14 protein-coding genes and 1 tRNA gene are annotated in these 20,012 nt (G+C 74.6%); 9 read left to right on the top strand and 6 right to left on the bottom strand.

All coding sequences use genetic code 11. The features are described 5' to 3' along the window. The first annotated feature begins 170 nt into the window (after positions 1-170). The 3 genes from ACZ6KF_RS21790 (at position 171) to ACZ6KF_RS21780 (ending at position 3,392) form a co-directional block, all read left to right on the top strand. A complete protein-coding gene (locus tag ACZ6KF_RS21790; protein WP_469239682.1) occupies positions 171-1,340 on the top strand; it encodes an NAD(P)-binding protein in 1,170 nt (389 codons plus the stop codon). A gap of 72 nt (positions 1,341-1,412) precedes the next feature. Beyond that, entirely contained in the window at positions 1,413-2,393 is a 981-nt protein-coding gene (locus ACZ6KF_RS21785; RefSeq protein ID WP_356629602.1) for a zinc-binding dehydrogenase, read from the top strand. Between the two features lie 102 nt (positions 2,394-2,495). Beyond that, positions 2,496-3,392 (top strand): aminoglycoside phosphotransferase family protein, encoded by an 897-nt coding sequence (locus ACZ6KF_RS21780; RefSeq protein ID WP_469178255.1) that lies wholly within the window; start codon positions 2,496-2,498, stop codon positions 3,390-3,392. On the opposite strand, the gene ACZ6KF_RS21775 is transcribed toward ACZ6KF_RS21780, so the two are convergent. After that, the gene (locus tag ACZ6KF_RS21775; RefSeq protein ID WP_356629598.1) at positions 3,393-5,084 is read right to left on the bottom strand and encodes an HEXXH motif domain-containing protein; all 1,692 of its coding nucleotides are present in this window, start codon (positions 5,082-5,084) and stop codon (positions 3,393-3,395) included. 9 nt (positions 5,085-5,093) lie between these two features. Next, positions 5,094-5,264, bottom strand: coding sequence for a hypothetical protein (locus ACZ6KF_RS21770; RefSeq protein WP_356629596.1), 171 nt, complete (start codon positions 5,262-5,264; stop codon positions 5,094-5,096). A 176-nt stretch (positions 5,265-5,440) separates the two neighbouring features. Between ACZ6KF_RS21770 and ACZ6KF_RS21765 the strand changes: the two genes are divergently transcribed. The 3 genes from ACZ6KF_RS21765 to ACZ6KF_RS21755 all read left to right on the top strand — a co-directional run bounded on the left by ACZ6KF_RS21765 (position 5,441) and on the right by ACZ6KF_RS21755 (position 8,664). Then, complete coding sequence (locus ACZ6KF_RS21765) at positions 5,441-6,556, top strand: effector-associated domain 2-containing protein (protein WP_469178253.1); 1,116 nt, start codon at positions 5,441-5,443, stop codon at positions 6,554-6,556. Positions 6,557-6,682: 126 nt separating this feature from the next. Beyond that, positions 6,683-6,856: a hypothetical protein gene (locus tag ACZ6KF_RS21760; RefSeq protein WP_469158611.1), complete on the top strand. Its 174-nt coding sequence runs from the start codon at positions 6,683-6,685 to the stop codon at positions 6,854-6,856. A gap of 14 nt (positions 6,857-6,870) precedes the next feature. Next, on the top strand, positions 6,871-8,664 hold the full coding sequence (locus tag ACZ6KF_RS21755; RefSeq protein WP_469158610.1) for an HEXXH motif domain-containing protein: 1,794 nt from the start codon (positions 6,871-6,873) through the stop codon (positions 8,662-8,664). Between the two features lie 320 nt (positions 8,665-8,984). On the opposite strand, the gene fxsT is transcribed toward ACZ6KF_RS21755, so the two are convergent. From fxsT to ACZ6KF_RS21740, 3 genes are all read right to left on the bottom strand, one after another. Continuing rightward, positions 8,985-12,899, bottom strand: a complete 3,915-nt coding sequence (gene fxsT, locus ACZ6KF_RS21750; RefSeq protein WP_469158609.1) for an FxSxx-COOH system tetratricopeptide repeat protein — start codon at positions 12,897-12,899, stop codon at positions 8,985-8,987. 338 nt (positions 12,900-13,237) lie between these two features. Beyond that, complete coding sequence (locus tag ACZ6KF_RS21745; protein WP_356629586.1) at positions 13,238-14,710, bottom strand: VMAP-C domain-containing protein; 1,473 nt, start codon at positions 14,708-14,710, stop codon at positions 13,238-13,240. A 187-nt stretch (positions 14,711-14,897) separates the two neighbouring features. Next, positions 14,898-14,971: transfer RNA gene (locus tag ACZ6KF_RS21740), tRNA-Thr, on the bottom strand. Between the two features lie 235 nt (positions 14,972-15,206). Between ACZ6KF_RS21740 and ACZ6KF_RS21735 the strand changes: the two genes are divergently transcribed. The 3 genes from ACZ6KF_RS21735 to ACZ6KF_RS21725 all read left to right on the top strand — a co-directional run bounded on the left by ACZ6KF_RS21735 (position 15,207) and on the right by ACZ6KF_RS21725 (position 18,123). After that, on the top strand, positions 15,207-16,295 hold the full coding sequence (locus tag ACZ6KF_RS21735) for an ABC transporter ATP-binding protein (protein ID WP_356629584.1): 1,089 nt from the start codon (positions 15,207-15,209) through the stop codon (positions 16,293-16,295). Positions 16,296-16,504: 209 nt separating this feature from the next. Next, positions 16,505-16,951: a hypothetical protein gene (locus ACZ6KF_RS21730; protein ID WP_356629582.1), complete on the top strand. Its 447-nt coding sequence runs from the start codon at positions 16,505-16,507 to the stop codon at positions 16,949-16,951. Positions 16,952-17,391: 440 nt separating this feature from the next. Continuing rightward, positions 17,392-18,123, top strand: a complete 732-nt coding sequence (locus ACZ6KF_RS21725) for a nucleotidyltransferase family protein (RefSeq protein WP_356629580.1) — start codon at positions 17,392-17,394, stop codon at positions 18,121-18,123. A 97-nt stretch (positions 18,124-18,220) separates the two neighbouring features. On the opposite strand, the gene ACZ6KF_RS21720 is transcribed toward ACZ6KF_RS21725, so the two are convergent. After that, positions 18,221-19,975, bottom strand: a complete 1,755-nt coding sequence (locus ACZ6KF_RS21720; RefSeq protein WP_469239679.1) for a DoxX family protein — start codon at positions 19,973-19,975, stop codon at positions 18,221-18,223. Positions 19,976-20,012: the final 37 nt, after the last annotated feature.

Here is a 20,012-nt window from a genome sequence, read left to right as displayed (position 1 = left end):
TGCTGCACCCCGCCACTGACAATCCCGTCCCGCCCACTGCCCCGCCCCTCCCTCCCGCCGATGTCACATTCCGCGCCCCTGCCCGGTCCCAGCAGTGAAGCCAAGAACGAAAACGCGAAACGCAGCACGCGGGACGCGAGAAAGCGGCGAACCACAGAGGGAGTACGCCCATGCACCGCATCACCGTCGTAGGCGGCGGCTTCGCCGGTCTCACCGCGGCCATCGCCGCCGCCGAGGCCGGCGCCAGGGTCACCGTCCACGAAGCGCACCACACCCTCGGCGGGCGCGCCCGCACCGCCGACGCCCCCTACCGCACCAACGAGGGCCCGCACGCCCTCTACAACGGCGGCCCCCACTGGTCCTGGCTCCGGCAGCGCGACCTGATCGGCCCCCTCGCCCCGCTCCCGCCCCTCGAAGCCGCCCGGCTGCGGCTGCGCCACCACGGCGTCCTGCGCCGCACGCCGCCCCTCGCGATGCTGAAGCTGCTGCGCCCCGGGGCCCGGCGGGCCCCCGTCGACGCCGACTTCCTCACCTGGGCCACCGGGCAGGCAGGCGAGGAGGGCGCCCGCGCCGCCGCGCACTACTCGGCCGTCGCCCTGTTCCACCACGATCCGGGCTCCCTGTCGGCCGCGTTCGTGCAGGAGCGGCTGCGCCGGGCGACCAAGCTGCCGCCGGAGGCGCACTATCCGCGCGGCGGCTGGGGCAGCGTGATCGACCGGATGGCCGCCCGCGCCTGGAACCTCGGCGTCCGCATCGAGACCCTCTCCCGCGTCGACGCCCTGCCCACGGACACGCCGGTCGTCGTCGCGACCTCCCTGGACGCCGCCCGCCGGCTGCTCGGCGACGCCTCGCTAACGTGGCCGAGCGGCCGTACGGCGCTGATCGACCTGGCCCTGCGCACCCGGCGCGGCGACGCCTTCGCGGTGTCCGACCTGGACGCGCCGGGCTGGATCGAGCGGTTCACCGCGCAGGACCGCACCCTCGCCCCGGAGGGCGAGCAGCTCCTCCAGGGCCAGTTCCCGATCGCCCCGCACGAGTCGCGCGCGGACGGTGTCGCCCGCGCCGAGCACCTGCTCGACCTGGCCTTCGACGGCTGGCGCGACCGCGTCACCTGGCGCAGCGAGGCGACCGCCCAGGGCCGTACCGGCGCCGTGGACCTGCCGGGCACGACCTGGCGGGACCGTCCGGCCGTGGACCGCGGCGACGGGGTCTACCTGGCCGGGGACCAGGTCGCCGCGCCCGGCGTCCTGTCGGAGGTGTCGTTCAGCAGCGCCCTCACGGCGGTGTCGCTGGCGCTCGGACGGCGTGGATCACAGCCCCTTGACCTCAAGCAGGCTTGAGGTCGAAGAGTGGGTCCCGGAACCGCGCCACACGACACGGGGCAGCAGCCTCGCCGACTCAGGGGACTCCTCATGCACGCCGTCCGTCTGCACGCCTTCGGCCCCGCCGAGAACCTCGTCCTCGAAGAGGTCGACGATCCCGTACCCGGCCCCGGCCAGGTCCGCGTCGCCGTCGCCGCGGCGGGGGTGCATCTGCTCGACACGGCCCTGCGCGAGGGCCACCAGGGTCCGGCCCCGCAGCCGGTGCGCCTTCCGACCGTGCCGGGCCGCGAGGTGGCCGGCGTGGTGGAGTCGCTGGGCGAGGGCGTCCCGGAGGAGTGGCTCGGCAAGCGGGCCGTGGCCCACCTCGGGTTCGCACCCGGCGGTTACGCCGAACTGGCCGTCACGGACGCCGCCCGGCTGCACGAAATCCCCGACGGTCTGGACTTCGCCGCGGCCGTCGCGATGATCGGCACGGGCCGTACGGCGATGGGGATCGTGCAGTTCGCGGAGCCCGGACCGGGCGACGTGGTGCTGATCCCGGCGGCGGCCGGAGGCCTCGGCACGCTGCTGGTGCAGTACGCGAAGAACGCGGGCGCGACCGTGATCGGCCTGGCCGGCGGCCCCGCGAAGACGGCGCGGGTCGCGGCGAACGGCGCGGACGTCGCCGTCGACTACAAGGACCCCGACTGGGTGAGGAACGAGCGGGTCGCCGCGTACGACGGCAAGGTCACGACCGTCTACGACGGCGTCGGCGGCGACGTCGCCCGCGCGGCCGTCGGGCTGCTCGCGCCCGGCGGCAGACACCTGGTGTTCGGCTGGTCGGCCGAAGGCATCCGGGGCGGCGGCCCTCTGGTCGTGGAGGGCGTCACCGAGCAGGTGCTCGGCCCGGTGATGCTGGAGAAGGCGGGCGGCCCCGACCCGCTGCGCACCCTGGAACTGCGCGCCCTCGCCGAGGCCGCCGCCGGCCGCCTGGTCCCCGCCGTCCAGCGCTTCCCCCTCGCCGAGGCCGCCGCCGCCCACCGCGCCCTGGAGACCCGCGGCACGACCGGCAAGGTGGTCCTGGAGCCCTGAACCGACCGGACACGACCAACAAGCCGGCCCCGAAACCCCGAACCCACAGGCGCACGACCAACAAGCCGGCCCCGAAACCCCGAACCCGCCTATTGTGACCGGGTGATCGAGGTTCCCGCCGCGCTGGCCGCCACGCAGATCGAGGACAACGGCGAGGCGGGCCGCGCCTTCGTCGCCGCGCTTCCCGGCCTGGCCGCCGCCTTCCTGGACCGCTGGGGGCTGCGCCGGGACGGCCCGGTGATGCACGGCAGATGCGCCCTCGTCCTCCCCGTCGTCCGCACCGCCGACGCCGTCCCGGCCGTGCTGAAGCTGCAACCGCCGGACCGGGAGACCGTGGGCGAGCCGCTCGCCCTGCGCACCTGGGACGGCGACGGCGCGGTACGGCTCCTGGCGCACGACCGGGACACCGGCGCGATGCTCCTCGAACGCCTCGACCCGGCCCGCTCCCTCTCCCGCGTCGCCGGCTCCCGCGAGGCGGTCGAGGTGATCGCCCGCCTGCTGGCCCGCCTCACCGCCGTCGAGGCCCCGGCGGAACTGCGGCGGCTCGGCGACATCGCGCGGGCGCTGCCGGAGCGGACGACGCGGGCGCTGGAGCGGATCGCGGACCCCGAGCACCGCCGGCTGCTCGCCGACTGCGCGGCGGCGGTGCGGGAGGTGGCGGACGAGCCCGGCGACCGGCTGCTGCACTGGGACCTGCACTACGACAACGTCCTCGCCGCCGAGCGCGCCCCCTGGCTCGCCATCGACCCCAAGCCCTTGGCGGGCGACCCCGGTTTCGAGCTGTATCCCGCGCTCGTCAACCGCTTCGACCCGGACGAGATCCGCCGCCGCTTCGACGCCCTGACGGCCCACCTGGCCCTGGACCGGGAGCGGGCGCGGGCCTGGACGCTGGCCCGCGCCCTGCAGAACTGCCTCTGGGACGCAGAGGACGGCCGCTCCCCGGGCCCGGCGTCGCTGGAGATCGCCCGCCGCGTCCGCGCGCTCCCCGCGGGGGGCTGATCAGACGAGGCCGCGTGCGAGGTCCAACGGGTCGGTGTCGCCGCCCAGTTCGCGGTGCACGGCCATGACCAGCTCGGGCCGGGCGAGCAGCCGTTCCCCCGCCGGGTCGCCCTCCGCCCGCGCGGCCAGCCCCAGCCCGACCCAGCTCTCCGGGTCGCCGTCCCCGCCGAGGATGCGCGCGCGGAACGCCTTGAGCGCCTCGCCCGTGCGCCCGGAGACCAGGTCGACGTCCTCGGGCCGCGCGCCGCTGACGACGGCGCCGGGATCGTCGCGCAACCGCTCGAAGCCCGCCGGGTCGGCCAGCAGCCACCGCAGCAGCACGGCCCGGGTGTCGAACCCGCGCGCCGCCCGCCCCGGCACGATCGCCGGCTCGGCCTCCCGGCCGGCGGCGCGCCCCTGGACCGCCGCGCGGACGCCGTCCCGGTCGGGCCGCAGGTGGTGAGCCCGCCAGGTCGCGCGGTGGTCGGCGACGGCGAGGCCGGCCGCCGCGCGCACGGACGCGTCGACCGGTTCCGCGAGCCACGGCTCGATCCGTTCCGTCAGCTCGTCCACCAGCCGCCGCCCCAGCTCGGTGAGCCCCTCGGCCCGGCCGATCGCCCGCAGCGCGTGCGCCGTCTGCTCCCGCCACAGCGCGAACTCGAACCGCCCGAGCGGGTGTTCGCGACCCCGCCAGAACCGGGTCACGCCGAAGAACGCGTACACGCCCTGGAGCAACCCGCCGAGAGGGCGCGGGTCGTCCCGCCAGGGGGCGTAGTGCAGGCCGCCGGTCCGGTCGTCGTAGAGGGTGAACAGGTGCATGAAGGCGCTGAGTTTGTTGTGCTGGAACTCGTGCACCAGCGTCGACGCGAGCTGCTCGGCGTCGTCCGGGAGCGAGGCGAGCGCGGTGCCGAAGGCGTCCCCGGAGGAGGCGCTGTGCGGCCGGAACCGCTCGCCGCGCGGCCGGGGCACCACGGACACCAGCCCTCCGGCCAGCGCCCGGGCCTCCTCGCCGTCGGCGGTGCGCAGGATGTCCCAGGCGGGCCCGAAGAGTTCCTGCCAGTCGGCGGCGGAGCCGAGCGGCTCGGGCGGGCCGGGGGTGCGCAGGGAGCGGTAGGGGTCCATGTCGTCCAGGAGCAGCACCCAGTCACCGGCGCGCAGTTCGGCGAGGGCGTGCCAGTCGTCGCCGCCGATCGGCCGCCCGGCGACGCACACCCGCCCGTCGCGCGCGCGGACCTCGGCCACCTCGGGGTCGCCGGGCACGCGCAGGGCGCCGAGGGCCGGCAGGACGGCCCAACCGTGCCGTACGGGGATGCCGGTGCGGAAGTCCAGTCCGGCCCGGACGGCGGCGCTCGCGGCGAGGGCGTGGAGGTGTCCGGTGTGCACCCACAGGGGCGCGTCGTCGTCGGCGGTGCCGCGCAGCCGGCGCAGGGTGTGCGCCGCCCAGACGCCGACCGCGGGGTAGGCCAGCAGCCGCTCCGTCCCCGGCGCGTCGGCGGCCCGGGCCCGGGACAGCAGCCGCCAGCCCTCGCCGAGCGGGGGCAGGGGACCGGTCGGCGCCGTCGCGGCCGCGTCCAGCAGCGCCCGGACGACGAGCAGCCGCCAACTGCGCTCGGAGGCGCGCAGGGCGTCCACCGTGCCGGGGCCTCCGCCGCCGCCCATCAGCTCGTCGAACGACGCGGGGGTCAGGACGTGGGGCGGGGCCGTCTGGCGCATGGGAAGGACCTATTCGTCGCGCTGGGGGTTGTAGCCGCCGAGGCTCCCGGCCGGGTCGTCGATACGGCTGAGCAGCCTCCGCATGGAGCCCTCGGCGGACGGAACGTCCAGGGCCGGCCAGGCGTCCAGCGGGACTGCGCTGAGGTCGATCAGCTCGGACTCGACTCCGGACTTCTCCATGACGCCGTCCCCTTGATGGAAGTGTGCGACTACGGTCGTCAACGCCCCGTTCTGCGGCACTTTCGACCTGTTCGTTCGTTGCACGACTTTAGTTCACCCACGCTGCCGGACACGCCCGGGAACGCCGGATTCGACCTGATCGAGTGAAGGCCGGGCGCACCGGGTAACAGGCGGCCATGGGGGAACCGGTGGGACCGACCGAGGAGTTGCGCCCGGGGCTGGACCCGGCCCGGGTGGCGGAGGTGCTGGTGCGCCCGTCGGGGCCGTGTCCGGGGCGGCGGGGTTCCGGCTACCGGGTCGGTCCGGCGCACGTCCTCACCGCCGCGCACGTCGTCGCCGCCGGGCCGGCGCCTTTCCAGGTCGACGTCCGCTTCGAGGCCGACCGCCCACGGGAATGGACCGCCCCCGCGCGGGTGCTGTTCGCGGCCGAACGGGCCGACGTCGCCCTGCTGGAGATCACCGGCCCCGTACCGCCCGGCGCCGTCGGGCCGCCCGTCTACGGCGCGGTGCCCGACGCCGACGCGACCCTGCCGTGCAGTGCCATGGGCTTCCCCCGGTTCAAGCTGCGCGCGGACCCCATGCGCCGGCTGGACGACGGCTCGCCCTCCCAGTACCGGGACTCCTGCCACGCCACCGGCGTGATCTCGGCGCTGTCCAACCGCCGCGAGGGCACCCTGGAACTCGCGGTCACCCCGCCCGGCGCCGACCCCGAGCCGGACCGCTCCCCCTGGGAGGGCATGTCCGGCGCGGCGGTCTGGCACGACGGGACGCTGATCGGCCTGGTCCGCGCCCACCACCGCGCCGACGGCCTGGGCCGCCTCGCCGCCGTCCGCGCGGACCGGTGGCACGAACTGCTCACGGCGGACCAACTGGCGCTGCTGCGGCGGCTCGCGGGGCTGCCCGAGCACCTGCCGGCCGACGGCCGCGCGGACGCGCCCGGCCCGCGCCCAGGAAGCCTCGCCCACCTGCCGCACGATCTGCGCCTGATCGAACTGAACGGCCTGGTCGACGCGTTGACCGCGTTGCCGACGGTCCGCGACCCCACGAGCCTGGCCCTGGTGCTGGCCGGGATCGATCCGGTGGTGGCGACCATGAGCCCCCGCTCACCGGCCCTGCGCCCGGACGTGTTCGGCATCGTGCGCACCTGCCTGCGCTATCCGGGCACGCTGGACCAACTCCTGGAGGCGATACGGTTGATGGAGGGCGACTCCGCCGGAGTGGCCCGCTTGGACGAACGGGCGGTGGAATTGTCCCGGCGCCACCGCGGAGCCGACCGACAGCCGCTGACCTGATATCGCGGCACCGGGCGGATGAGGTGTTTCATCCTTCGCGCGGCGGGCCATTATCAGGGGGATATGAGCAGCGCGCTTACGCAATTGCCGCCGGGGGGAAGGGGTTTGGCCGTCATGGAGCCGTCTGTGGCCGCCGTCGAGTCCAGTCTTGTCGATCTCGCGGGGGTGTCCCTTGAAACGCTGCGCTCCATTGACAGCCGTGTTCTCGCCGCGTCGCTCGAGGAACTCCAGCGCGGCATCGATCACCCGTTGGCCAGCGTCAGCGACTTCAGCGGGGGCGGCGGGCACGCGCCCGGCTGACGACGGAGCCGCCGATGGTCGCTGAGCGCCTGCCGCATCACCGTCTGCCGCCCGCCGACCTCGCGCAGTTGCTCAGGGGCGAGGGCGGACCGGCGACCGTCGACCTGCTGACGGCCGCCGAGCGCAGCCGACGGCTGCTGCTGCTGCGGATGCTCGACGACGCGGCCGGTCTGGGCCCGGCCTGGGAACTGCTCAGCGCGGCCCAGCGCCGCGCGCCCGACATCGTCGACGAGCTGCTCGTCTACCCGCAGACGGGCATGTGGCTGGCCACGGCGCTGCGCCGGGTGCGCGGACCGGCGGCGCGGGAGGACGAGCCGCCGCTGTGGGTGGTGCTCGGGCACGCCGACGCGCTGGCCGCCGCCGCGGCGCTGCGCGCGGGACTCGACTTCACCGCCGAGGTGCCGGTGCGGCACGGGCGGGTCTCCCTGCCCACCCTGGGCTGCGCCGAACTGGGCCTCGCCGAGCCGTGGGCGAGGGCCACCGTGCGGGCCGCGTCCGGTCGTGCCGTGGTCGAGACGCGGGGGCGGGGCGTGGCCGTGCCGATGCCCCTCGGAGCGTCCGGGCCCGGATGGCACCCCGTGCACCGGCTGCGGGTCGGCCCGGCCGGCCGCGCCCTGGACGTGGCCCTGGACGACGTCGACCCCTACCGGACCTACCCGGAGCCCACGGAGCCGCGTCCGCTGTCGGTCGAGGCCGCGGCCCAGTGGCGGCAGATGCTGGAGCAGGCCTGGGAGCTGCTGCTGCGAGACGGCCCGGAGGCCGCCGCGGCGATGCGCCGGGGCGTCTTCTCCCTGAGCCCGACACCGGCAAGGGAAAGGTTTCGGCCACGCAGCGTGTCGTCCGGGGACGCGTTCGGCGGCATCGAGGCCTCGGAGCCGGACGACGCCGTCCAGCTCGCCGTGACGCTCGTCCACGAGTTCCAGCACAGCAAACTGGGCGCGCTCCTACATCTGACGCCCCTCGTGCACGAGGGCCCCGACCCGGACGCCGGGCTGTGGTACGCGCCCTGGCGGGACGATCCCCGCCCGCTGGCCGGTCTCCTCCAGGGCATCTACGCCTTCGCGGGCATCACCCGCTTCTGGTCCGCCCACCGCCGCGCCGCCGGCGCCCGCACGGCCGCGGCGGACTTCGAGTTCGCCCTGTGGCGGGCCCACCTGGCCGGGGCGGTCGACCGGGTACGCCGCCATCCCCGGCTGACCCCCGTGGGCCGCGCCCTGCTCGACACGCTCCGTGACCGCTGCGCCGAGTGGCTCGCCGAGTCCGTCCCGGGGGACGCGCTCGCGCTGGCGCGCCTGTGCGCCGCCGACCACGCGGCGCGCTGGCGGGCCCACCATCTGCGGCCCGCCGCCCCGGCGGTGCGGGAGACCGCACGGGCCTGGCTGACCGGTGTGGACCGCCCGCCCGCCTCCCTCGCCGTCCCACCGGACCTGGTCCCGGACCCCGCCGCACGGTGGCTGGACTGCCTGACACTGCTGGTGCGCCACCGCCTCCACGGCACCGACGAGGAGCCGGCCAAGGCCGCCGCGCGGGTCGTGGGCGCCCTCCCCGCCGACGCCCTGCTCGCCGCCGGCGACGCCGAGGCCGCCCGCGACGCCTACGCGGCCCACCTGACCGCCGAACCGGCGCGGGCCGGAGTCTGGGCAGGCCTGGGCCAGGCCCTCGCCCGCTCCGGCGCCCACCCGGAGGCGGCCGCCCTCCTGTCGCGGCACCCCGAACGCGCCCACGCCGTGCACGAGGCGCTCCGGCGCGCCTCGGGCAGAGCGCCGAACCCGATCGCCCTGGCCGACTGGCTGGCCACGACGCACTGACGCACGGGCGGACGCACGGGCCCGCCCGCGCGCCACAGGACCTCGGCACGCCGGCCAAACCCGCCCGGCAGGCCCAGGGACCGCACGGCACGCGCGGCAAGCGGCACCCGGCAGGCACAGCGACACCGCACGCACCCCCGACCGCTCACAGGGACCCCGACCCCGTCCGACAGGCAGGCAGGCAGGCAGGCAGGCAGGCAGGCAGGCAGGCAGGTCACGCAAACACCCGCACGCGCCGCACGCCACGCGCGGCACCGCTCCCGACCGCCCCACCCGCCACGGCCACTCCGCCCCTCACTCCCGGCCGGAGCGGCGCCGCATCACAGCGGCATGGGGTCGATGTCGCAGTTGGCGCGCTCGCGGGAGCGGATCTGGAGGGTCGCCGGGTGGGGCGCGGGGTCGTCCGAGCGCAACCGGGGCTCGTCCAGGACGGCCTCCAGGCGGGACAGGACGTCCGTGTGCAGGGCCTCGCCCTCCGTGACCCGGCCGGACGCGATGAGGTCCAGCGCCAGGTTGGCGCCGCCCACCAGGGTGGTCGGATGGTCCTCCCCGAGCCGGGTGCGGCACAGCGCCACCGTCTTCTCGCCCAGGGCGCGCGCCTCGTCCACCTGCCCCAGGGCGCTCAGGTCGCTGGCCAGGTTGATGGCGCAGGCCAGGGCGATGGGGTGGCTCTCCCCCAGGTGCTCGGTCAGCGACGCGAGCGCCGCCTCGTCCCGGTCGCGCGCCTCCTGCGCCCGCCCCAGCAGCCGCAGCGTGACCGCCAGGTCGATGTCGGCCGCGAGCACATGCGGATGGTTGCTGCGGAACAGCCTGCGGTACCGCTCGCACGCCTTCTCGCCACGCTCCAGCGCGACCTGCAGGTCGCCGTTGTGCCGCAGGGCCACCGCGAGGGCGAGGGACGCGGTCAGCGACTCGGGGTGGGTGTCGCCGTACCGGCGGGTGAACTGGTTGAACGCCTCGCGCGCCAGCTCCAGCGCGGTGACGTGGTCACCCTCCTTGCGGCAGGCCTCGCTGAGCTGCCGCAGCGCCTGCAGGGTCGTGGGGTTGCCCGGCCCGAACAGGGCGCGGTAACCGTCGACGACCGCCTGCTGGAGCGCGCGCGCACCGATGTAGTCGCCCGTCTCACGGACGTCGATGGCGATGCTCGCCTCGGTCATCAGCGACTGCTGGTGCTCGCGGCCGAACAGCCGGGTCTTCATCCCGTGGGTGCGGCGGTCCAGTTCCAGGGCTCGCCGGAAGTCGCCGACAAGTCTCAGGCTGACGCCCAGGTTGTGCGCGGTGGCGAGCGTCGTGGGGTCGTCGTCGCCGAAGGCGTTGCGGGCCCGGGTGTAGGCCAGTTCGTCCAGTTCGGCGCCGGAGACGAAGTCGCCCTGCACGCGGCGCACGGCCGCCTCCAGGTTCATCGCCTCCAGCGCGTCCTCACGGGTGTCCTCGCGGTCGGCGGGCGCGGTGCGCTCGTAGATGCCCTTGAGCTGGGCGGCGATCCGGGAGGCGTCGTCGTAGCGCCCCACCTTCAGGTAAAGGAAGCCCAGCCACCAGCCCATCAGCCGGGTCTGCTGGTCCTCCTCGCCGAACAGCCGCTGCCAGGTCTCCCACGCCTGTTCCGTGAACTCGCGCGCGACCTTGTGGTCTCCCCAGTACCAGAGGTAGCGGGCGATGTTGCGCACCAGCTGACGCACCCAGGGCTGGTCCGACTCGATCGCGCCGGAGGCGACGACGTGGCCGTACAGCTCCGCGTAACGCGGCCAGTTCGAGGACTGGCTGGGGGCCTTCGGGTCGGCGGCGGCCAAGAGGGTGTGGGCGCCGTCGCGCATGCGCTTCTGTTCCTCGGTGGTCATCCGGTTGATCAGCACCGCCTGTACCAGGCGGTGCATCTCGATCGAGTTGGTCCGGTGGTCGATACGGGCGAGGGAGTAGCGGTTGATCTCGCGGATGGCCCGCGCCAGCCGCATGGGGTCGTTGAGCGCCCGGTCCAGCTCGGGGTCGATGCTGCTGCCGCCGAGGCCGGAGAAGATCGAGCGGGAAATGGGGTCCGGCGCGAAGTAGGAGCAGAGCTGGAGCAGGCGCAGCGCGGTGACGCTGCGGGTCTCCAGGTGGTCGAGGGAGACGTTCCACGCGGCGGCGACCGGGAGCTGGTAGTCGGGCGGCGGGGACACCTCGAGCAGTTCGTTGCGCTTGTGCTCGAACAGGCGCAGGTACTCGGAGACGGGCATCCCGGTCTCCGCCCGCCAGGCCGCGGCCTGCTCCAGCGCGAGCGGCAGGTCGCCGAGCGCCTCGGCGAGCCGGTCGGCCTCGGACTCGTCGAGGTCGTCCGGCGGCCCGGAGCGCCGCAGCAGTTCCTTGCTCTCCTCCCGGGTGAACACGTCCACCTCCAGCGACGGGCCCACCACGCTCCAGCGCCGGTTGCGGGAGGTGACGAGGATGGTGCCGCTGCCGCCGGTCGGGAAGTAGTCGCGGACCCGCTCGGGGCTGTCCGCGTTGTCGAAGATCAGCAGCCAGCGGGAGTACGGCCGCCCCTCGCGCAGCGCCTCGCGCACGGCGGGACCCGCGACGTTGGCCTCCGAGGTGGTGACCAGGCCGAGCCGCTGGGCGAGTTCGACCAGGGACTGGCCGATCTGGCCGGGGCGTTCGGAGGGGATCCACCAGACGATGTCGTACTCGGACTGGTGGCGGTAGGCGTACTCGATGGCCAGCTGGGTCTTGCCGACGCCGCCCATGCCGTGGATGGCCTCCGGCAGCACGGTGGTCGTCCCCTCACGCAGGCGCTCGGTCAGCCGTTCCAGCAGATCGACGCGGCCGGTGAAGTTCGGGTTGCGCGGGGGGATGTTGCCCCAGACGCGCGGCTGCGTCGAGCGCCCGCTCTCGACCGCGGGCGGCTGCGTTTGCGTGGTGGACATGTCCGTGGCTCCTTCGGAAGGTGTCTCGGAACCCGTCGAGGTCGACCCGTCGCCCTGTTCCCGGGCGGCGGGGGCGGGCACGCCCTTGGTCAGGCTGACGGTGTTCTTGCGGTCGTAGGCGCGCAGGGCGCGGGCGAGGCGTTCGGCGCGGGGCAGGAAGCGTCCGGACAGGGCGCGCAGCGCTGCGAGTTCGACCCGTAGGAACGCCACGTTGGCGCGGGTCACCCGCGGCACCGGGACGGCCTCCAGCGGGTCGTCGGCCGGCGCGGCGGGGTCGGTGAGTGCCCGCACGTCGTGCAGCACCCGAGCGGTGTCCCGGCGGCGGGACAGCGCCAATAACTCCTGGCGGTTGCCCGGCCCGAACGCGAAGGCGACCCCCGCCGTGCGCTCGGCGTCGCCGCCGGCCGGCCGGACGAGCCCGCTCATCAGCAGCTCGGTGAGGTGGGCGGGCCCGGCCCCGGGCACGGAGGCGGTCACCGCGGCCATCACGGGCAGGGTGAGCGGGGCGGCGGCGAGCCGGGTGGCGAGCGCGAAGGCGGTGGGCGAGGCGGCGGCGCGGAACTCCGACACGCGCTCCCAGGCGGGCAGCGCGCTGTCGGGGTCGGGCACGTCCTGCACCCAGGGCACGGCGCGCGCGGCGTCCGGCCGCTGCTTCCAGTCCCGGGCGCGGATGCCGGACATCTCCGTCCAGCCCTGGGCGCGCCCGGTGATCAGGTCGGTCCAGCAGGACAGGGACCGCTCGGTCATCTCCAGCACGGGCACCGGCACCACGCCGTCCCGCGCCAGGACGTCGTCGACCTGCTCGAGCGGGGAGGTGCGCAGCTCCCACCGCAGGGCCGGGTTGGGCGCCCAAGGGGCCTCGGCGCTCAGCGCCATCCGGTGCACGTCCAGGCCGGTGCGGAACCACAGCCGCTGCGGCAGCAGATGGAGGACGGCGAGCGGTTCGGCCCGGCCCAGCTCCCGCAGCAGCGGCAGCACCGCGTCCGACCGCCAGCCGGCCGCGAGCCCGTCGGTCACCACCAGCACGGCCCGGCGGCCGGAGTCGGCGGGCGGAAGCCGGTCCAGCCGGATGCGGTTCGGCTCGGTGTCGTCCGAACTGAGCAGCCGTACGACGGTGACGCCGCCGAGCCCCTCGTCGCGGGCGAGGCCCTCGGCGAGACGGGCGACGGTCTCGTCCCAGACGCGCAGCGTCATGTGGTCGTCGACGACCAGGACGACGGCCGGCCGGTCGGCCCGGTCCGGGGCCCGCAGGGCGCTGAGCGCGTCCAGCGCCGCGTCGACCGACGTGTCGTCATCGGTCGTGCCGGGCGGGGTTCGTGTGCCGTCGTCACACTGCATAAGCGCTCTCAGAGCGTCCGTTGCTGCCCGGGTACGGAGGGAGGCCCAAGGAGGAGTCCCGCAGTCCGCGGGCATGCGTGACATCCACGCCGCCAAGCGTGGCAGCGCAGCGCTGCCGGTGCAAGACGGAGAGTCCACCAGGGGGATGACGGAGGGGATCACATGTCGGCGGTCGGGATTCCGCCCCCGGTGGCGGTGAACGCACAAGACGGCCGGTGAGGCTGTCGCTGCGGCAAGCGTGACACCACGTCAAGGGCTCGCGCAAGCCCGACGCAAAGTACGCCTCATCGAGTAATCGCGACGTCACCGAACCGTTTTGCGCCCCCGTCCCCATCGCGCTACACCGGCCCCGGAGGCCCCGGCTTGCGCTCCGGGTCGTCGAGGAGGATGGCGAGGTGCCGGCCGACGTGCTGGTCCCACGCCTCGGGGCCGAGGGCGAGGGCCTCTTTGCGCCACTTGCCGACCCGCTCCACGAGGCTGCCGAGCCCCCGGTCCTGCAGTATCTCGCCGATGGCGTCCTGGAAGGAGGGATCGGCGCAGTCGGTGCGGTGCCAGACCATCGCCGGGACGCCCGCCTTGAGCCCGGCGCGCACCTCGCGGTTGCCGGTGCCGGACGGGTCGCCCGGCGGGGTGCTCAGCACCAGGCACACGGCGTAATCGTCCTCCTTCAGCTCCCGCTCCAGATGGAAGAAGTACGCCCCGTCCTCGGTCGGCCGGCTCCAGTGCGGGTGGCTGTCGGCGGGACGCTCGCGCAGCTGGCGCCACTTGTTGTGCCAGGGCCGGTGCCAGGCGGCGCGCTGCAGGCGCTCGAGGCTGCGCACGACGACCGGGTAGTCGAGGGCGAGCGGCGTCGGCAGGTTGGTGTCGGCCTCCTTGAGCCACCACTCGACCGGCTCGTTCAGCAGCTCCCACGGGAGGATGAACTCCACCATCACGGGCTGGCGCAGGTCGGCCCACTTCTCCTCGACCTCCTCGATCAGCGCGTCCACGGCCCGCGGCAGTTCGTCGCGGTGCAGATGCACGGTCTCGCCGCGCACGGGATGCCAGCCCTCGGGGTCGGACTGGCGCCAGTGGGAGAGGTAGTAGCGGTCCGGCTCGACCCGGTCCGGCTCGAACTGGATCATCAGATAAGCGGGCACCAGCGAGGGCGCGGGCTGCGGGAACTCCGAGTGCTGCCACTCGGCCAGTACGCCGTCCAGGCCCAGCTTGTGCGCCTGGCCGCGGGTGAAGCGGCGCAGCACCTCGGCGGCGTCGGGGCGGCTGTCGGCGACCAGTCGGTCGGCGCACAGGGCGAGGAAGGCCATGCCGGGCGGGAGTTCGCCGTCCGGGGAGTTCTCGCCGGCGAGCCGCAGGAAGACCTGCCATCCGGTCTGGCACCAGGCGGGCAGCTCCTGCACCCGGGAGCGGCTCGCGCGGCGTGCCATGGCGGACAGGTCCGGCGACCTCAGCGACAGCAGCACCGGCCGCAGCGGACCGAGGTCGGCGCTGCCGAAGAAGTCGACGGCCTCCCACTCGTCCACGAGCGGCCATAACGCGGCGACGGTCGCCGACTGCTGTTCCACGTACTCCAGGGAGCGCACCAGGCAGGCCAGCCCGTCGCCGACCCCCGTGCACTCCCGGACGATCTGCAGCAGCCAGGGCCGCAGTCTGTCCCCGCCGAACGGCTCCACCGGCGCGGCCAGCTCGCCCGCCAGCATCTCGCGCCATATCTCGCGGCTGCCCGGCTGCTGCACCGTGGCCGAGCCCTGCAGCGCGTCCACGATGGAGACGATCAGCTCGTTGCGGACCCGTTCGGGACTGCGCCCCTTCACCCCGTGTACCTCCAGACAGCCGGCGCTCAGACGGCCGGCGCTGTTCTCCAGATGGTGCCGACCAGAGTACGGCCGTGGGGTGGGGTGCGGCAGAGGCGTGCGCGGGCCCCGTGCACGCTGCGTGGCGGACGGTGACCGGATTCCGCCGCCCGGAATCCGGACGGCGGACCGGCGCTCATGTGTTCGGAGCCCCCTGTCGGATTCGAACCGACGACCTTCGCTTTACAAGAGCGGCGCTCTGACCAGCTGAGCTAAGGAGGCCTGCACACCCGCGTGCGCTGCGTGCGCGGTCCGTGCCCGTGCAGTGTACCCAGCCACCGGCGGGGTCCCGTCGAAAATTTCCGCGAAGTTCACAGGGGTGGATCTACTGACAGAAGTGGTGAACGCCAGGTACCGTCCTGACCCAGTTCACTCGCGTGGACCACTTCTTCGCTTCTCCACCTTCCTACAACGGATCGTCCGGCACGTTCCTGCCGGTAGAAGGGGGCCCATCACCATGGCCACTGTTACGTTCGACAAGGCGACCCGGATCTACCCGGGTTCCGACAAGCCCGCCGTCGACGCGCTCGACATCGAGATCGCGGACGGCGAGTTCCTCGTCCTGGTCGGCCCGTCCGGTTGCGGCAAGTCCACCTCGCTGCGCATGCTCGCCGGTCTCGAGGACGTCAACGGCGGCGCCATCCGCATCGGCGACCGCGACGTCACGCACCTGCCGCCGAAGGACCGGGACATCGCCATGGTGTTCCAGAACTACGCCCTCTACCCGCACATGACCGTCGCCGACAACATGGGCTTCGCGCTCAAGATCGCCGGCGTGAACAAGGCGGAGATCCGGCAGAAGGTCGAGGAGGCCGCGAAGATCCTCGACCTCACCCCGTACCTGGACCGCAAGCCGAAGGCGCTCTCCGGCGGTCAGCGCCAGCGTGTCGCCATGGGCCGCGCGATCGTGCGTGAGCCGCAGGTGTTCCTCATGGACGAGCCGCTGTCCAACCTGGACGCCAAGCTGCGTGTCTCCACCCGTACGCAGATCGCCTCGCTCCAGCGCCGTCTGGGCATCACCACCGTCTACGTCACCCACGACCAGGTCGAGGCGCTGACGATGGGCGACCGCGTCGCGGTCCTCAAGGACGGTCTGCTCCAGCAGGTCGACACCCCGCGCAACATGTACGACCGCCCGGCGAACCTCTTCGTCGCCGGCTTCATCGGCTCGCCGGCCATGAACCTGGTCGAGGTGCCGATCGCCGACGGCGGTGTGAAGTTCGGCAACAGCGTGGTGCCGGTGCAGCGCGACGCGCTCTCCGCCGCGACCGACAAGACGGTCACCGTGGGCGTGCGTCCCGAGCACTTCGACGTGGCCGGCGCGGACTCGGACCAGGGTCTCGCGGTCGTCGTCAACGTGGTCGAGGAGCTGGGCTCGGACGCGTTCGTCTACGGCACGGCCACGGTCGGCGGCGAGTCCAAGGACCTGGTGGTCCGCGTGGGCGGCCGCAACGTCCCGGAGAAGGGCAGCACGCTGCACGTCGTGCCGCGCCCGGGCGAGACCCACGTCTTCTCCACGTCGACGGGCGCGCGCCTCTCCGACTGATCCGGGTGTGACCGGGTGATTCACCCACACTGACGAAACTGGGCCCCGCGACTGGTCGCGGGGCCCTTTTCGATGCCGGAAGATACCTCGCACATCCGCCCTTTTCGATCACTGTTCGTCAACCCGCGCCGCGGAAAACCCCCGCACCCCGTCCCTCGAACCGGTGACCCAATGTCGCCGAATCATTACCGGGCGCTACCCTCACTCGCGTGAAGCACTCCACCACCCTCCCCACGCGACGCGGCCAGGGCCCCGCCCGCCGGATCGGCCGCACCCTCGCCCTCGTTCTGCCCGTCGTCCTGGTGCTCTCCGGGACCCTCGCGGTCACGCGGGTCCACTGGTCGGGAACCCCCGAGAACTCGGTGCTCACCGCCTCCGACGTCTCGCCCGCCGGCCGCGCCGCGCCCCGCGCCCCCCAGGACGTCCTGCGCGACCGCCTCCTGACCGAGCTCCAGGAGGAGAACCCGGGCGTCGCCCTCACCCACCTCCAGCGGGCGGTGGACGAGCGCCCGTCGCTGGCCCGCCACTGCATGTCGATCGCCCGCGCCCTGGGCCGCGCCGCGGTCGCCCGGTACGGCCCGACGGAGGCCCAGTCCTACGCCCGCCCGGTCTGCGACACGTCCTACGCCTCGGGCGTCCTGACCCCGCAGGGCTGATCTGCCTCTCCTCCCTCTCGACCGACCGTCCCGGGCCACGCACGGGCGCCCCGCCCCCCTTCCGCCGGACCGCCCGGATCCCGCCCCGACCGCCACCGGGGGCCCAGCGCCTCCGTCCGCCCCGCGAGTCCCCGCGCACCGCGCCGCCGCCCCGAGCGACGCCCGCCGCGCCACCGGACCCGCGGGGTTCGGCATACGGCGCCCCGCGCGCCTGCCGGCGTCCGCGCGGGCCTCACCCTGCGCACTCGACCGGGGATCAGCCCGCGATCGCCCGGGACGCACGCCGGGGTCACGCATCGCCGGCGTACGACCGGTCGACGTCCACGCGCCCCCACCATCCGCCGGACCCCGCATCACCCCGCCGGACCCCGCCCCACCCCGCAGAAGCCCTCCACCCCGCTCCCCGCACCCCACGCCCCACCGCGCGTACAGTGCAGGCCATGAGCGATCCGAACGCCGCCGTGCGCCCGGTGCAGGCGGTCATCCTGGCCGGCGGGCAGGGGTCCCGGCTGCGGCCCTACACCGACGACCGGCCCAAGCCGATGGTGGAGATCCCCGGCACCGGCACGCCGATCATCGGGCACCAGCTCGACTGGCTGGCCGAGGAGGGCGTCACCGACGTCGTCATAAGCTGCGGCCATCTCGCCGAGGTCCTTCAGGACTGGCTGGCCTGCGCCGACCTGCCGGTGCGCGTGACCACCGTCGTCGAGACCGAGCCGCTCGGCCGCGGCGGCGGGCTGAAGTACGCCGCCACCCGGCTGCCCCACCCCGACCGGCCCTGGTACGCCGCCAACGGCGACATCTGGACCCGGTTCTCGCTGCGCGACATGGCCGACTTCCACGCCGAGCGCGACGCGCTGGCCACCCTCGCGCTGGCCCGCCCGCGCATCCCGTGGGGCGCCGTGCAGACGGACGGCTTCGGCCACATCACCGACTTCATCGAGGCCCCGCCGACGACGTACGAGGTGAACGCGGGCGTCTACGTCTTCTCCCCAGAGTTCACCGCCCTCCTCCCGGACCGCGGCGACCACGAGCGCACGACCTTCCCGCACCTGGCCCGCGAACGCCGCCTGGCCGGCTTCCCGCTCCCCCAGGGCGCCTACTGGCGTGCCATCGACACCGCGAAGGACCTCCGGGAGGCGGCCCGGGAGCTGGCCGCCCTGGGCCGCTGAGGCGCCCGGCGACGGGAGCGCACGCGAAAAGGGTCCCCCACTCCGCGGTTCAGCCGCGCAGAGTGCGGGACCCTTCCTCGTGCTCCTGCCCGGGACCTCAGCCGAGCAGGCCGCCCACCAGCCCCGGCTGGTCCGGCGACGTCGTGCCGCCGCCGGCCGAGTCGCCCGCGCCGGTGCCGCCCGGCGTTCCCGTACTGCCGCCGCCCGTCGTGCCACCGCCGCTGGACGTCGGACCCGTACTGGTCGTCGGGGCCTGCTGGACCGGCGAGGACTGCTGCGGCGGGGCCTGGCCCACGCTGCCCTGCGTCCGGCTGGGCGCACCGCCCGTGAGCGCGCCGGTGTCGCTGGTGGCCCCCGGAGTGGCCTCCGTGCCCGCGGTGGGCGCCGCCGACGTGGCATCCTCGGCCGGCGAGGAGACGGACGCGGACGGCGTACCGCTCTCCTCCTTGCGCTCGGCGGGCTTGCGGGGCAGCGGCGAGCCCGGCAGCTGGTTGCGCGGCGCCTCCCCGGGCTTGGGGACCACCACCCGGTCGGCATCGCGGACGGCCCCGCCGAGTAGCGAGCCGACCAGCAGGGTCAGCCCCGCGACCACCGCGGTGATCAGGGCCCCGCGGCGCAGCACGAAGCGGCGCAGCTCCCAGATGTCCGAGCGCGGCCCGAGCCGCCGCCACGCCAGCCCCGCGAGCCGGCCGTCGACGGAGTACACGGGCGCGCCGGCGATGATCAGCGGTGACCACGCGGCGAGGTAGATGATGTCCGGCGCGTCGTAGGCCGGGACGCTCTTCCAGCTGACGGTGACCAGCAGCGCCGCCGACAGCAGCGCCCCGCCCACCGCGGCCACCCGCTGCCAGCAGCCCAGCACCGTCAGCACGCCCACGATCACCTGGGCGAAGGCGATCACCAGCCCGGCGCCGACCGGGTGCTGGAGCGCGAACTGGCGCAGCGGCTCGGCGATCTCCCACGGGTGCAGGGTGTTGAGCCACTTGACCATGGAGCCGCGTGCGCCGCCGTCGAAGTAGACGGGGTCGCAGAGCTTGCCCATGCCGGCGTAGATGGAGATGCAGCCGAGGAAGACGCGCAGCGGGAGGAGGACGACGCCGAGGTTCATCCGGCGGCCGGGGAAATAGGCGTGCCGGGCCGGGTCGTCGGCGTGCCGGCGACCGCGGGGACGGGCCTCGCCGCGGCGGGGGTCGCCGTCGTGGCGGTCGTCGTACTCGTCGTCGTACCCGTCGTCGTAGGCCTGCTCGCCGTGGGCCGGGCCGCGGTGGGTCTCGTCATAGGCCTGCTCGTCGTAGGCGCTCTCGACCCTGCGCATGGGGGGCAGCAGCCGGGAGCCGTCGCCGGGCGGGCGCGGCGAGCCGACGACGGGCGTCTCGACGGTCTGTTCGAGGTCGGGGTCGCGGCCCAGGTCGTGCGGGCGGACGTGGGACCCGCCGTGGCCGCCGTACCCGCCGCCCGCTCCCACGCCGACGCGCGGGATGACCCGGGTGGCGCCGGAGCCGGCGGACAGCTCCTCCGGGTGGCGCACGCCCGCACCGCGCACGGCCTGGAGCAGCCGGTGCGCGCCCGTGTCGTCGGGGGCGGACCGGCCGCTCCAGACGACGGGCCTGCGGCGGGCGCCGACGGGGGCCGGGATGCGGCCGGGGTCCGGCCCGGCGCTCAGGTGCCGTGCGACCCGCGGCGACTGGGCGCGCCGCGAGGACGCGCCCAACTGCACGCGAAAACTCGCATGGTTGACGATGACCTGCGCCGGATCGCTCGGCACCTTCACCATGCTCAGCGCGGGAGCGTCGTCGAAGCCGGACGAGCGGTCCCCCGTGGGTGTGCGGGGTGTTCTGGTGTCCACACTCATCTAACAGAGTGACGTGGAGTTAGGACACTGTCTTGAC

It is taken from the genome of Streptomyces sp. NPDC046379 (genome assembly GCF_055587785.1).
The sequence above is the reverse complement of the archived record's forward strand: the minus strand, read 5'-3'. Positions and strand labels throughout refer to the sequence as shown.